Below are 13376 nucleotides of genomic sequence, written 5' to 3'. Positions count from 1 at the left end.
GCCTGTCGTACCGTTCAACGATCGGTTGGGCGAGGTAGCGAGGTGCACAGTGCGCAAGGGGTTGGCAGGCGGATACAGCGTGATCGGGATGGTGGTCGCCGTCATCGCACTCCACATTCTCGGTTGGGGCACTCTGCTGCTGTTCGTGGTGCCCGGCCACCACATGGTCGGCGGGGCCGTATTCGGCGTCGGCCTGGGCGTCACCGCCTACACCCTCGGCATGCGGCATGCCTTCGACGCCGACCACATCGCCGCCATCGACAACACCACCCGCAAGCTGGTCGCGGAGAACGGCAAGCAGAAGGTCCAGACCGTCGGCTTCTGGTTCGCCCTGGGTCACTCCAGCGTCGTCTTCATCCTGGTCGCGCTGCTGGCGTTCGGCGTGCGTGCGCTCGCCGCCAACCTGGAGGACGAGGATTCGGCGCTGCAGCACTGGACGGGGCTGTGGGGCACCAGCGTCTCGGGCACGTTCCTCATCGCCATCGGTCTGCTGAACCTGGCCTCGCTGATCGGAATCTGGCGGGTCTTCCGCGGCATGCGCCGGGGCGAGTTCGACGAAGCCGCCCTGGAACGCGAACTCGACAACCGCGGCCTGCTCAACCGCATCCTGCGACCGGTGGTCGGCCTGGTCCGCAAACCCCGGCACATGTACCCCGTCGGCCTGCTCTTCGGCCTCGGTTTCGATACCGTCACCGAGGTCGGCCTGCTGGTCATCGCGGGCGGCGCGGCGGCCACCGGGCTGCCCTGGTACTCGATTCTCGTTCTGCCGGTGCTGTTCTCGGCGGGCATGACGCTGTTCGACTCGCTCGACGGCTCCTTCATGAGCTATGCCTACGACTGGGCTTTCGCCAAACCCGTCCGCAAGATCTACTACAACCTGGTGATCACCGGCCTCTCGGTCGCGGTGGCGCTGCTCATCGGCGGCCAGGAGATCATCTCGATCTTCGTCGAGAAACTGGAAATCGAAGCCGGGCCCGTCGCCTGGGTCGGCAACCTAGATCTCGGCGCGCTCGGCTACATCATCGTCGGCCTGTTCGTCCTCACCTGGGTCGTCGCCGTCGCCGTCTGGCGTTTCGCCGGCGTGGAGCGCCGATGGCAGGAAAACCTCGACGCGCCCGCGTAACTCGCCGCGAGAACCGCTGGCGCGCGGGATGAACCGCCCATTTCTGGCAGTATGGAATCCATGCGGTCTCGGCGCAAAATCGTCTCCGAGCACATCCGGGACAAGCCGTCAGCACAGGCACTACGTCGGCTATCCGGCGTGCTCGCCACCGCCGCCCTGCTAGCCGGTGCGGCGGCCCTAGGGCCGCCCGCGGCCCTTTCCGACCCGCAGGTCAAGCCCAACAGCGGTTCCTCGGACAAGCCGGATCCGGCCGCGCCCACCACCGCGCCGCCCGCCACCCCCTTCATCCAGCGCATCACCCAGGTCGGCGAACGCAAGCTGCGCGTGTTCATCTCCTCGCCCGCCATGCGCCGCACCGTCGAGGTGCAGGTTCTACTGCCGCGCAATACTTCTCAGCCGCGCCCGGTCGTCTACATGCTCGACGGCCGCAGCGCCAAATCCGAGAGCAACAACTGGACGGTACTCGGTGGCGCCGCCGAATTCTTCGAGGACAAAGACGTCACCGTGGTCCTTACCGTCGGCGGCCCGGCCAGCTACTACACCGACTGGCGCCGCGAGGACCCGGTGCTCGGCCTGAACAAGTGGGAAACCTTCCTCACCGAGGAGTTGCCCCCGCTGATCGACGCCCAGTTCGCCGGCACCGGCCGCAATGCCGTCATGGGCGTGTCGATGGGCGCGGAGGCCGCGCTGATGCTGGCGGTGCGACAGCCGGAGCTCTATGCCGCCGTGGCCGGGCACAGCGGCTGCTACGAGATGGGCAGCGATGCCGGGCAAGCGCAGGCGCGCGCCGTAGTCGCCACCTATAACGGCAAGGCGGACAATATGTTCGGCCCCGAGGAAGATCCGCAGTGGCGTGCCCACGATGTGCTGTCGCAGGCGGACGCGTTGCGCGGCAAGGCGATTTACCTGTCCGCGGGCAGCGGGATACCCGGCAAGTACGACGTGCCCGGCAATCCGGAACTGGTCAGCGCCGTCGGCTTCGGCGGCCCGCTGGAGGCCGCCACCTTCACCTGCACCCGCAGCCTCGCCGATCGCCTTGCCGCACTGGGTATTCCGGCCGCGGTGAACCTGCGACCGACCGGCACGCACTCTTGGCCGTACTGGTCCGACGAACTGGCCGCGTCCTGGCCGGCGCTGGCGGCCGGTCTCAGCTGAAGCGCGCCGCGACCTCGGGATCGGTGGCGAAACGCAGGAAGGTGTCGTTCTCGTGCGGGTCGCCGATGGTGACGCGCACGCCGTCGGCGGTGTAGGGGCGCACCAGAACGCCGGCTTCCGCACTCGCCTCCGCGAACGCGGCGCTGCGCCCGCCCAGCGGCAGCCAGATGAAGTTGGTTTCGCTCGGCGGCACCTCGTAACCGGCCCCGCGCATCGCCGCCCGGACTCGTTCCCGTTCGACGATCAGCGCATCGGTGCGTTCGAGCAATTCACCACGTGCCTCCAGCGACGCGATCGCCGCCGCCTGCGCCACCCGGTTCACGCTGAACGGAATGTGCACCTTCATCAGCGCGGTGATCACCTCCGGATCGCCGACCGCGTAACCGACCCGCAGCCCGGCCAGCCCGTACGCCTTGGAAAACGTGCGCAGCACAATGACATTCGGGCGGCCACGGCCGAGTTCGACGCCGTCCGGGCACTGGCCGGTGCCGGCCAGCCGCAAGTATTCGAAGTAGGCCTCGTCCAGCACGATCAGCACATCCGAGGGCACGGCATCCAGGAAGCGCACCAGCGCGTCCTGGCCGACGGCCGTCCCCGTCGGATTGTTCGGATTGCAGACGAACACCAGCTTGGTCCGCGGTGTCACCGCCGCCGCGAGCGCGTCGAGATCGTGCACATGCTCCGAGGTCAGCGGCACCTGCACGGCCGTCGCGTGACCGACCTGAGCGACGATCGGGTACGCCTCGAACGAGCGCCAGGCGAACAGCACCTCGTCCTGCGCCGAACTGCAGGTGATCTGGACCAGCTCCTGCAGCAGCGCGACGCTGCCGCAGCCGACAGCCACCTGCTCCACGGTGACGTCCAGGAAATCCGCGAGCGCCGCGCGCAGTTCGGTGGCCTGATTGTCCGGGTAGCGGTGTGCCAGCTCCGCTGCCGCACCGATCGCCTTGGCGGCCGCGGGCAATGGCGGCAACGTGGTCTCGTTGCTTGCCAGCTTGACCGCGCCGGGATAGCTGCGGCCTGGGGTGTACGCCGGAATAGCGGAAAGGTCCGGCCGGATCTGCGCACTCACTCCTACACCCTAGAGGGCGCGGCACGGCCTCGGATCGGGGTGCGGAACCGAGGCGCAGGTCTCGATCCGGGCTCGGTCCAGACACCGATCAGGTCGTCCGTACCGGAAAAATTGCGGTTGGAACCCGCTCACGTGCAACTTCTCGCCAAGATCAGGCTGTCGCCCTACTCTGGATGCCATGTCGGGCACCTTTGACGATATTGCCCCCCTACGCCGAGCCACCACGCTGGCGGAGCGTCCTGACGCCGACAAGCATGTGCCGATCATGGTGATCGAACCGGAGGGCCATGCCCGCGGCGCGATCGTCGTCCTGCACGAATCCCGCGAGTTCACCGCGCCGTTGCTGGAGCTCATGCAGGCGCTCGCGGTCGACGGCTGGACCGTCGTCGCCCCCAACCTCTTCCATCGCGCCAACGGTGATCCTTCTCACGAAGTCTTCGGCGACGAATTGTTCGACGACTTCGACGCCTGTCACGACTGGCTCACCGCGCACGGCGTCTTCCCCGACTGCATCGGCGTCCTCGGGTTCGACCACGCCGGCACCGCCGCCTTCCTCGTCGCCACCAACCGCCCGGTCGGAGCGGCCGTCAGCGTCGCCGCCCCCGGCATTCTCGAACCCCTCACCGACGACTGCGACGCCCTGGTCCGAGCTGCTCCCGAACTGCAGGCTCCGTGGCTCGGCCTCTACGGCGCGGACGACCCCGCCATCCCGTCCGCGCACATCGACCAACTCCGCGACGCTGCCGCCCGCGCCTCCGTCGCCTCCCTGGTCGTCAGCTACCCCGGCCTGCACCACCGCGCCGACCACTCCGGCCCCGGAGCCGACGAAGACGACACCGATTTCATCGCCGCCCAAACCCGCATCTTCGACTGGTTCGACAGCAACTTACGCTAGTTGACCAGGCGTTTTGTACTCTGACCGGTGCCTCCTGTAATCTTCATGCTCGGCGGTTCGAAAGGACCGGTGCCCTCGAAGAGAAGGCTCCAGGAGGCGTGCCAGAGCGGCCGAATGGGACTCACTGCTAATGAGTTGTCCCTTCACGGGGACCGGAGGTTCAAATCCTCTCGCCTCCGCCACATAACTGAATACCCATGCGCCCGTAGCTCAACGGATAGAGCATCTGACTACGGATCAGAAGGTTAGGGGTTCGAATCCCTTCGGGCGCACTCGATTACGGCCCTGGCTTGTGCTCGCGTAGAGCGCTTGCCGGGGCCTTATCTCGTTGTGTTTATGTGGGGGCGCAGCCCCCACGCCCGCCCGGCGGGCTTTGCCCCCGGACCCCCGGCCAGCCTCAGTGCCTGACCTATGGACCGGGTTTGGTTGGGCGGATTAGGGTTCGACGGGTGACCAGTGTTGATTCCGCCGCGCCTACCGATGTGATCGATCAAGTGGCTGAGGGGACCGCTCGGTTGCTCGAGAGTGTCAAGGGGATGCGGGAGGCGGGGGTGGGGGAGCCTTCGTTGTTGCCGGGGTGGACGCGGGGGCATGTGCTGGCGCATATCGCTCGGAATGCCGACAGTTTGGTGAATTTGCTGATGTGGGCGCGGACGGGGGTCGAAACTCCGCAGTACGCAAGCGTTTCCGTTCGGGATCGGGAGATCGAGGAGGGGGCGCCGCGGGGGTTGGGGGAGCAGCTCGCCGATGTCGAGGCGACGGCGGCGCGTTGGCTGGAGCTCGCGCGGACCGCTTCGGATGCGGCGTGGCGCGCTACTGTGCGGAATCGGCAGGGGGGCGAGATTCCTGGGTCGTTCATTCCGTGGATGCGGTTGCGGGAGGTCGAGATTCATCATGTGGATCTCGGGCTCGGTTACCGGCCCGCTGATTGGCCCGCGCCGTTCGTCGCCCGGCTGCTGCCGGAGGCGGCGATCGATCTCACGAAGGCCGCCGCCAAAACAGGAACCGGCACAACGGCTTTCGCGGTCGAGACCACTGATACCGGGTTCGCCGCAACCATCGGTTCCGGCGAACCTGATCGTACGGTGTCGGGGTCGGCGACGGCTCTGCTCGCTTGGCTGCTCGGTCGCTCCGACGGTTCCGATCTCACCGGTCCGCTGCCGGAATTGCCTGCGTGGAAGTGAGGGCGCTATTCGCTGAGCACGGCGTCGGCTTCGATCTCCACCAAGAGCGCGGGGGTGATCAGGGCCTGGATCTCGTACATGGACGCGGCGGGGCGGATGTCACCGAAGAATTCGCGATGGGCCTCGGCGACCTCGGGCCAGCGGGCGATGTCGGTGACGAAGATGCGGGTTCGGATCACGTCGGACAGGCTCGCACCGGCCTTGTCGAGCGCGGTGGCGATGCGGCGCAGCGCCTCTCGGGCCTGTTCGGCGATGTCGTCCCCGCCGACCGCGGTGCCGCCGGGAGCCGCCGCGGTGCTGCCGCTGACCGCGACGACGTTGCCGATGCGGACGGCGCGGGAGTAGCCGACGACGTCTTCGAATTCCGATTCGGAGGAGATGTTGATACGAGTGCTCACGCGGACAGCATGTCATCGCGTGCTTCGCGGAGCACGGCAATTCCTAGGGTGCCCAGCCATAGCGACATGGCGGCGACCTGGACGCGCTGCGCGATGCCGAGGGCGTAGTCACCGGACAGGTTGTCGGCGACCAGCATCCAGACCGTGGCGAGCGCGCCGACGAGCAGGAAGCCGAGTCCGAGTTCACGCAGGACGCGCCAGTGCGGGCGATAGCGGAAGGCGGCGAGGCTGAAGGCCAAGACGGCGACCGCGATCGAGGTGACGGCGAGTGTGCTGGTCATGGCATGCGGCTGATGCAGTTGCGGGAACAGGGCGCTGCGATCGTCGCCGCAGGACGGTGCGTCGCAGTCGGTGAGTGGAAACAGGGCGTCGGCGATGGTGGCGGCGCCGAAGCAGAGCAGCGCGGCCCAGCCGAGGGTGCTGAGGCGGCGGCGGGGGAAGATCCACAGGCCGGTGAGGGCGGTGGGGACGAGCAGGGCGGCGGTGATCTTGTCGCCGGTGGCGAAAACCCAGCGGTAGGGCTTGCCCTCGGCGTCCAATTCGCTCAGAAAGGTGTTGACGGGGTCGGCGTGGACCGGGAGAACGAACTCCAGCACCCAGGATGAATAGCAGAGTCCGGCGAGGACGAGGGCGAAGGCCATGCAGCACGACGCGACCCATTTCCGTCGCATAGCAATCTCTCGGCTATCGGACACGGGCTCCATTCTCTGCTATCGGAGGGCATTCGCATCGCATTCCCATCGCCCGCTCAGAGTCCTGCCAGGTTCACGGCCGAGTCTGGAACCATGAATGGGTTGATGACAGCTTTCGCCGGGTTCGCGGTTACAGCGGGCATGGTGGTTTCGGGATATCTCTCGACGCACGCACCCGCGAGCATCGTTCAGCGCCGTCGCCGATAGCTCACCGCCGCGCCACGGCTGCAACACGGTCGGCCGCCGTCGCGCTGATAGGCCACCGCAGCAACGCGGCCTGCACGCGGTCGGTCACCGTCGCCGCTAGCTCACCGCCGCAAAGCGCCCTGCACCCGGTCGGCCGCCGCCACGGGGTCCTCGTGCTCCCAAATCCGGATCACCTGCCAGCCCGCGGCGATCAACGCGACGTCGGTGGCCCGGTCGCGCGTCACGTTGCCGGCCAGTTTGGCCGCCCACCATTCGGCGTTGTTCTTCGGGTCCGTCGCGTGGTCAGGGCAGCGGTGCCAGAAACATCCGTCGACGTAGACGGCGATGCGTAAACGCGGAAACACGACGTCGGCCCGACGGCGCTGACCGGGCAGCGGCGCCCGGTCGACGAAATAGCGCAGACCGCGCCGATGCAGTTCTCTCCGTAATTCCAGTTCCGGTTTGGTGCCGGTGCGCCGCTGCCGCGACATGCGCGCACTGGTCGCCGCGTCGGTCCGGGGCCTCGCGCTCGTCATCGGGTTCCAAGTTACTCACGTACGCATGCGGGCCAGATGGCTGTGCACGTCATCCAGGAAACCGGGCGGGAAGCGCAAATTGCCCATGGTGGTCCGGCGCAGGAATCCCGCTGTGGCCCGAGCCGAGAGCAGGCGGGAATCGGCGAGGAAATTCTTCAGATCCTCATACGGTTCCTGGACCGGCCACGTGGACACTGGCATACGTTCAGCAACTCCCGCGCGGCCCCACGCGGCGGTCGGCCACGCCGTGTTCTCGGCCAGCGGGGTCCCCGCCGGGAAGTCACCCTCCGGCGCCGCCAGCCGGGATCCGACCCATTCCGCCATCCGCACACTCACCGCGTTGCCGACCAGCTTCCATCGATGGCCGGCCCGCACGCCCGGCACCTCGGTCGCGGGGGCGGTCCACTCGGAGTCGAAGCCCTGCAACCGTTCCGCGTCGATGATCCCCGGCGTGACGAGTTCCCCCGACGGCAACCGCACCGCGGGCGGACTCGCGATGCCCAGCGCCGAACCGCCCTTCAAGGTCGGCACCGCGTTCACCGCCCACCCCAGCCCGCGCACACCCTCGGTCCAGTAGAAGCCGCACGGATCGCGGTGCGGGTCACCGACTTCGCGCGGACCCTCGTCGTCGCCGAAGAGCACCGGCCGCGGATCTTCGGTGCGCGAGGCCAGCATCAGCACCCGCTGGCGGCGCTGCGGCAATCCGAACGCGCGCGCGTCGACCACCCGGTAGGCCCAGGTGTAACCGAGCTCCTCCAGCACGTCGGTGATGTGCCGCATGGCCGCGCCGCGGCCCAATTGCAGCATGAACGGGACATTTTCGATCAGCAGCCAGCGCGGGCCGCGTTTGCGGCGCACGAGCCGGAACACCTCGTCGACGAGACCGGAGCGGGAACCGGTGATGCCGGCGGTGCGTCCGGCCTGAGACAGGTCCTGGCACGGGAAGCCCGCGGCCACCAGCTCGGTGCCCGCCGGAATCGATCGCAGCCGGGTGACGTCGGCGTGCAACTCGACCTCGGGGAAGCGGGCGGCGAGCACGCCCTGGGCGCCTCGATCGATTTCGCACAGCAGTTCCGAGCGCCAGCCGTGCCTGCCGAGGCCGAGCTCCAGCCCGCCGATCCCGGCGAACAGCCCGACCATCCGCCCGCCCGTCACTGTCCACCTTTCAGCTGCAAGCCTTCGTCACCGCCGACGCGGCCCAGTGCACGTTACTCGAGGCGGCCCGGCGGCGCGCGGCCGTGTGGGCTCCGGGATGCGCACAGACCAGTACGTTCGTACCAGGTTGCGTGTCTTGCTGCGGATTAGCTCCGCCTCCCCGATAATTCGATTCGGCCCGAGCCGTTCTAGGCTTGCGGCGCTTTGCCGATCTTCCCGCGCAGTTCCCCGGTTCAACCCGTGATGCCAGGAGAGCGAGCCCTATGCAGATTTCGTCCACCAAACGTGGCAACTTCCCCGATGTCGTCGTGACCAGCCTGGCCGCGACGACATCGATCGCCGGCGATGTCGATTCAACCTGGAAGGGCCTGCTCAATGGTGAGAGCGGGATCGACGTGCTGGAAGACTCATTCATCGACCAGTTCGGGCTGCCGGTCCGGATCGGCGGCCATCTCAAGGTGTCGCCGTCGGCTAGCCTGACCCCGGGCGAAGCCCGGCGACTGGCTTATTGCGAGCAAATGGCGACGGTGCTCGGGCGCGAGGTGTGGCGCAACGCGGGCAGCCCGGAGGTGGACAAGACCCGGCTCGGGGTCTCCATCGGCACGGGTCTCGGCGGCGCCGAAGCGATCATCGATCAGCGCGACAAAATGCAGAACGGCGGCTATCGCAAGGTCTCGCCGCTGACCGTGCAGTGGATCATGCCCAACGGTCCGGCCGCCTGCGTGAGCCTGGAACTCGGCGCCGGCGCGGGCGTCTGCACGCCGGTGTCGGCCTGCTCGTCGGGCTCCGAGGCGATCGCCAACGCCTGGAAGATGATCGTGATGGGCGACGCCGACATGGTGGTCACCGGCGGCGTCGAGGGCTCCATCCAGGCGGTGCCGATCGCGGCGTTCACCATGATGCGTGCCATGAGCACCCGCAACGACGACCCGAAGGCGGCCTCGCGGCCCTTCGACATGGGCCGGGACGGGTTCGTGTTCGGCGAGGCCGGCGCCATGATGGTCATCGAGACCGAAGAACACGCCAAGGCGCGAGGCGCGACGATCCACGCACGCCTGCTCGGCGCGGGCGTCACCTCCGACGGATTCCATTTGGTCGCACCGGATCCCACCGGATCGGGCGCGGCCCGCGCGATCACCCGGGCGCTGCAGACCGCGGGCATCACCAAGCACGACGTGAACCACATCAACGCGCACGCCACCGCCACCCCGATCGGTGACACGGCCGAGGCCAACGCGATCAGCAAAGCCGTGGGCAACCACGCCTCGGTCTACGCGCCCAAGTCGGCCCTCGGACATTCCATCGGCGCGGTCGGCGCGCTGGAATCGGTGCTGACCGTGCTCAGCGTCCGCGACAGCGTCGTCCCACCCACCCTGAATCTGGAGAATCAGGACCCCGACGTCGATCTCGACATCGTCAAGGGACAAGCCCGGCCGGGCCGCATCGACTACGCGGTGAACAACTCCTTCGGGTTCGGCGGTCACAACGTGGCCATCACCTTCGGGCGGTACTGAGGAGAAGCTGAGTTATATCCAGGCGGAATGACTATGGGCGCATAACCTGCTAACCTTCCCGGCGCTCCATGGTCGACCTGTGTTCGGTGTCACGGCACTCCCGGTGCGTGCGTGGGATGAAGGATAAAAGCGATGATCGGCGAGACCTTTGACGACTATCTGGACGAGCACGGCAATATCAAAATCCTCGGGGACAAAACCCTGATCGACTTCGTCGACAAGCACAGCGCGGAGAACGGCGACGCCCTCGCCTACCGCTACATCGATTACTCGCGCGAGCGTGACGGTGAGTACCAAGACCTCACCTGGCGCGAGTTCGGTGTCCGGTTGCGGGCGGTAGCCGCACGGTTGCAACAGGTTACGCAGCCGGGCGATCGGGTCGCGATACTCGCGCCGCAGGGCTTGGACTACGTGGTGTCGATTTTCGCCGCCGTCTACGCGGGCAATATCGCGGTGCCGCTGTTCGATCCGGAGGAGCAGGGCCACACCGACCGGTTGCACGCCGTGCTGAGCGACTGCACACCGGCCGCGATCCTGACGGTGTCCACCTCGGCGGCGGGGGTGCGGAACTTCTTCCGGCACTTGCCCGCCGCGCAACGCCCGCGCATCATCGCGGTCGACGCGATTCCGAACAGCGTCGGCGAGACGTGGGTGCGCCCGGACATCGATATCGACAATGTCGCCTACCTGCAGTACACCTCCGGGTCCACCCGGACGCCGGCCGGCGTGGAGATCACCCACCGCGCGGTCGGCACCAATCTGCTGCAGATGATCGACGCGATCGGCGTGAAGGAGAATTCGCGCGGCGTCACCTGGCTGCCGCTGTTCCACGACATGGGGCTGCTGTGCGTCATCCTGCCGACGGTCGGCGGCGGGTTCATCACCATCATGTCGCCGAGCGCGTTCGTGCGGCGGCCCTACCGCTGGATCAAAGAGCTGGCGGCGGTCTCCGACGGCGCCGGAACATTCGCGGCTGCACCGAATTTCGCGTTCGAGCATGCGGCGGCCCGCGGCCGGCCGAAGCCCGGTGAGGACTTGGACCTGTCCAACGTCATCGGCTTGATCAACGGCAGCGAGCCGGTGTCGGTGTCCTCGATGAAGAAGTTCAATGAGGCGTTCATGCCCTACGGCCTGCCCAAGACCGCGATCAAACCCTGCTACGGCATGGCCGAAGCGACCCTGTTCGTGTCCGCCACCAAAGCCGAGGACGAAGCCAAGGTCGTCTACGTCGACCGCGCCGCGTTGAACGACGGCCGCATGGTCGAGACAGACCCGCACGCCGACAACGCGATTGCCCAGGTCTCCTGCGGTTACGTGGCGCTGTCGCAGTGGGCCGTCATCGTCGACCCCGAAACCGGGGCCGAACGCGCGGAGGGGCAAGTCGGCGAAATCTGGCTGCACGGCGAGAACATGGGCATCGGGTACTGGGGCAAACCGGAGGAGAGCGAAGCCACCTTCCACAACAAGCTCCGGGTCCGCCAACCCGAGAGCCACGCCAAAGGCACTGATCCCGAGGCGAATTGGATGCGCACCGGCGATTTCGGCGCCTACCTGGACGGCGAGCTCTACATCACCGGCCGGGTCAAGGATCTCGTCATCGTCGACGGCCGCAACCATTACCCCCAGGATCTCGAATACTCAGCGCAGGAAGCGAGTTCGGCGCTGCGCCCCGGTTTCATCGCGGCCTTCTCCGTCCCCGCCAACCAACTGCCCGCGCTGGTCTTCGCCCAGGACAGCCACTCCGGCCTGAAATTCGACGCCGACGACACCTCCGAACAACTCGTCATCGTCGCCGAACGCGGCAGCGGCGCAGCCAAACTCGACCCGCAACCGGTAGCCGACACCGTCCGCGCCGCCGTCTCCCAACGGCACGGCGTCACCGTCCGCGACGTCCTGCTGGTGCCCGCCGGCTCCATCCCGCGCACCTCCAGCGGCAAAATCGCCCGCCGCGCCTGCCGAGCCGCCTATCTGGAAGGCACCCTGCGCGGCGGCTACCAGCAACAGGCCTTCCCGGACACCGTCGACCGGGAACCGGAGAACGCGGGCGTCTCCTAGATCGGCACCATGACGAATCTGCTGGGATGGATGATCCCCAGTTGGGTCATCCTCCTGCTTTTGGTCGCCCTCTACGAGGTCCTGGACGACGAGTTCACGCGCTGCAAGCAACTCCCGCACCGGCTGAAGTGCACGGTGTAGTCCGCACGTGCCCGCTCAGCTAGCGACGCCGACCCGCTGGCACAGCGCCCGAACGTCCTCGCGCATACCGGACGGCGGACGCTCCGCCAGGGCACGCAGCATCTCGCGGGCATAGCCGTTGTACCGGATCGTTTCGGGCGCTGTCCGCTCGGACTTGTCGAGCAGTGCCAGCACGGCAGTCGACTCGTCGCGCTGGAAATGCGCGCGGGCCACCTCGATGAAATGGCGGCTGCGGCGTGGCAGCGAGGCAATGCTGTCCGCGTCGAAACCTTCGGACGCGCGCAATGCCTCGGCGGGACGGCGCAACTCGACGCCGAGCGTCGTCGCGTGTGCTGCCAGTACCGGCATCGAGAACGAGGTCTGTACATGCCGGTACGCCGGACCGAGCCGGCGGGCAATCTGGTCGGCGCGCTCCCAGTGCTCCCACGCTTCGCCGTAGCGGCCCCGGCGCGCGTGGACGTATGCGACCTCGGCCTCGAGGGCGCCGGCGATGCCGCGCCAGTCGTCTGCGATCCCCGCCCTGTCCAGGTAGGGCGAGAGTCCTTCGATCGCGTTGCGCGCCAAAGTGATTGCCTCGATCCAACGGCCCGAATCCCTCAGCGCCTGCACCATGGCCCATGCGCTACACGCGATTGTGTACGGGTCGTCGGCCTCGTACGCCTCGTTCAGGGCGCGGTCAGCGACCAACCAAACCAGTTCGGGCGCAGGCTGATACGCGACGTAGAAATCAGCGAGTTGATAGACGGCCGCCAGCGCACGGCGGGCGGCCCGGCGCTCATCTCCGGCCGAGCGGGCCGCGCCCTGCGCGTCCCTGATCAGACCCGGCAGGAGCACGCCGAGCTGTGTTCGGTGATCCGGGCTGGCGTGCCGAACCTGCCACGCCTGCCGGACTCGCTCACCTAGGTGATCGACGTTCGCGGCGCGGTCCGGCGGGCTCAACCGGAAGTCGGTCAGTGCCGCTTGAACATCGTTGAGTGTCGAATGCCGCTCGCCGGCGAACACCGACACGGGCACAGCGTGGTCGTTGCCGGTCAGCTCCGCCAGGTCCTCGAGCTCGAGTGCGCGCGCGATCCGCAGCAGCATGGGCAACCGTGGAGTTTGAATCCGGCCGCTCTCAACAGCTTTCAGCCACTCGGCAGATCGGCCGACCAAACCGGCCAGGACAGGCCGCGACATACCAACGCGCTCGCGCTGCCACTTGATCCGCCTGCCGACTGGTGCGCTGTCGTCAGGACCATACATCGCCTCACACCTTCCGCCGGATGGTTCG

At 67.5% G+C, this 13376-nt stretch carries 13 protein-coding genes and 2 tRNA genes; 9 read left to right on the top strand and 6 right to left on the bottom strand.

Features of this window, described 5'->3' with window-relative positions; all coding sequences use genetic code 11:
• Positions 1-88: 88 nt before the first annotated feature.
• Together nicT and BJ987_RS04720 are read left to right on the top strand one after the other, a co-directional pair.
• Entirely contained in the window at positions 89-1123 is a 1035-nt protein-coding gene (gene nicT, locus BJ987_RS04725; protein ID WP_209897840.1) for a Nickel transporter NicT, read from the top strand.
• 60 nt (positions 1124-1183) lie between these two features.
• The gene (locus BJ987_RS04720) at positions 1184-2278 is read left to right on the top strand and encodes an alpha/beta hydrolase (RefSeq protein ID WP_209885021.1); all 1095 of its coding nucleotides are present in this window, start codon (positions 1184-1186) and stop codon (positions 2276-2278) included.
• On the opposite strand, the gene hisC is transcribed toward BJ987_RS04720, so the two are convergent.
• Complete coding sequence (gene hisC / locus BJ987_RS04715; protein WP_209885019.1) at positions 2271-3350, bottom strand: histidinol-phosphate transaminase; 1080 nt, start codon at positions 3348-3350, stop codon at positions 2271-2273. The genes BJ987_RS04720 and hisC overlap by 8 nt on opposite strands.
• A 178-nt stretch (positions 3351-3528) precedes the next feature.
• Here hisC and BJ987_RS04710 point away from each other — a divergent pair, with 178 nt between their 5' ends.
• From BJ987_RS04710 to BJ987_RS04695, 4 genes are all read left to right on the top strand, one after another.
• Entirely contained in the window at positions 3529-4245 is a 717-nt protein-coding gene (locus tag BJ987_RS04710) for a dienelactone hydrolase family protein (RefSeq protein WP_209885017.1), read from the top strand.
• A gap of 92 nt (positions 4246-4337) precedes the next feature.
• Positions 4338-4427 (top strand) — tRNA-Ser (locus BJ987_RS04705).
• Positions 4428-4444: 17 nt separating this feature from the next.
• Positions 4445-4517 (top strand) — tRNA-Arg (locus BJ987_RS04700).
• A 177-nt stretch (positions 4518-4694) separates the two neighbouring features.
• A complete protein-coding gene (locus tag BJ987_RS04695) occupies positions 4695-5429 on the top strand; it encodes a maleylpyruvate isomerase family mycothiol-dependent enzyme (RefSeq protein ID WP_209885015.1) in 735 nt (244 codons plus the stop codon).
• 5 nt (positions 5430-5434) lie between these two features.
• On the opposite strand, the gene BJ987_RS04690 is transcribed toward BJ987_RS04695, so the two are convergent.
• The 4 genes from BJ987_RS04690 to BJ987_RS04675 form a co-directional block, all read right to left on the bottom strand.
• Positions 5435-5827 (bottom strand): RidA family protein, encoded by a 393-nt coding sequence (locus tag BJ987_RS04690; protein WP_209885013.1) that lies wholly within the window; start codon positions 5825-5827, stop codon positions 5435-5437.
• Positions 5824-6468, bottom strand: a complete 645-nt coding sequence (locus BJ987_RS04685; protein ID WP_245365818.1) for a DUF998 domain-containing protein — start codon at positions 6466-6468, stop codon at positions 5824-5826. The genes BJ987_RS04690 and BJ987_RS04685 overlap by 4 nt, the downstream gene beginning before the upstream one ends.
• 359 nt (positions 6469-6827) lie before the next feature.
• Positions 6828-7241: a very short patch repair endonuclease gene (locus BJ987_RS04680; protein ID WP_209885011.1), complete on the bottom strand. Its 414-nt coding sequence runs from the start codon at positions 7239-7241 to the stop codon at positions 6828-6830.
• 15 nt (positions 7242-7256) lie between these two features.
• Positions 7257-8381 carry a DNA cytosine methyltransferase gene (locus BJ987_RS04675; RefSeq protein ID WP_209897836.1) on the bottom strand — a complete coding sequence of 375 codons (1125 nt, stop codon included), beginning with the start codon at positions 8379-8381 and terminating at the stop codon, positions 7257-7259.
• A 278-nt stretch (positions 8382-8659) separates the two neighbouring features.
• Here BJ987_RS04675 and BJ987_RS04670 point away from each other — a divergent pair, with 278 nt between their 5' ends.
• The 3 genes from BJ987_RS04670 to BJ987_RS37685 all read left to right on the top strand — a co-directional run bounded on the left by BJ987_RS04670 (position 8660) and on the right by BJ987_RS37685 (position 12106).
• On the top strand, positions 8660-9910 hold the full coding sequence (locus BJ987_RS04670) for a KasA/KasB family beta-ketoacyl-ACP synthase (protein ID WP_209885009.1): 1251 nt from the start codon (positions 8660-8662) through the stop codon (positions 9908-9910).
• A 132-nt stretch (positions 9911-10042) separates the two neighbouring features.
• On the top strand, positions 10043-11965 hold the full coding sequence (gene fadD32, locus BJ987_RS04665) for a long-chain-fatty-acid--AMP ligase FadD32 (RefSeq protein WP_209885007.1): 1923 nt from the start codon (positions 10043-10045) through the stop codon (positions 11963-11965).
• A gap of 9 nt (positions 11966-11974) precedes the next feature.
• The gene (locus tag BJ987_RS37685; RefSeq protein ID WP_281070355.1) at positions 11975-12106 is read left to right on the top strand and encodes a hypothetical protein; all 132 of its coding nucleotides are present in this window, start codon (positions 11975-11977) and stop codon (positions 12104-12106) included.
• 15 nt (positions 12107-12121) lie between these two features.
• Here the strand turns inward: BJ987_RS37685 and BJ987_RS04660 are convergent, their stop codons facing one another.
• Positions 12122-13348: a helix-turn-helix domain-containing protein gene (locus BJ987_RS04660; protein ID WP_209885005.1), complete on the bottom strand. Its 1227-nt coding sequence runs from the start codon at positions 13346-13348 to the stop codon at positions 12122-12124.
• Positions 13349-13376 lie beyond the last annotated feature (28 nt).

The organism is Nocardia goodfellowii, from assembly GCF_017875645.1.
Classification (GTDB): Bacteria; Actinomycetota; Actinomycetes; order Mycobacteriales; family Mycobacteriaceae; genus Nocardia; species Nocardia goodfellowii.
The sequence above is the reverse complement of the archived record's forward strand: the minus strand, read 5'-3'. Positions and strand labels throughout refer to the sequence as shown.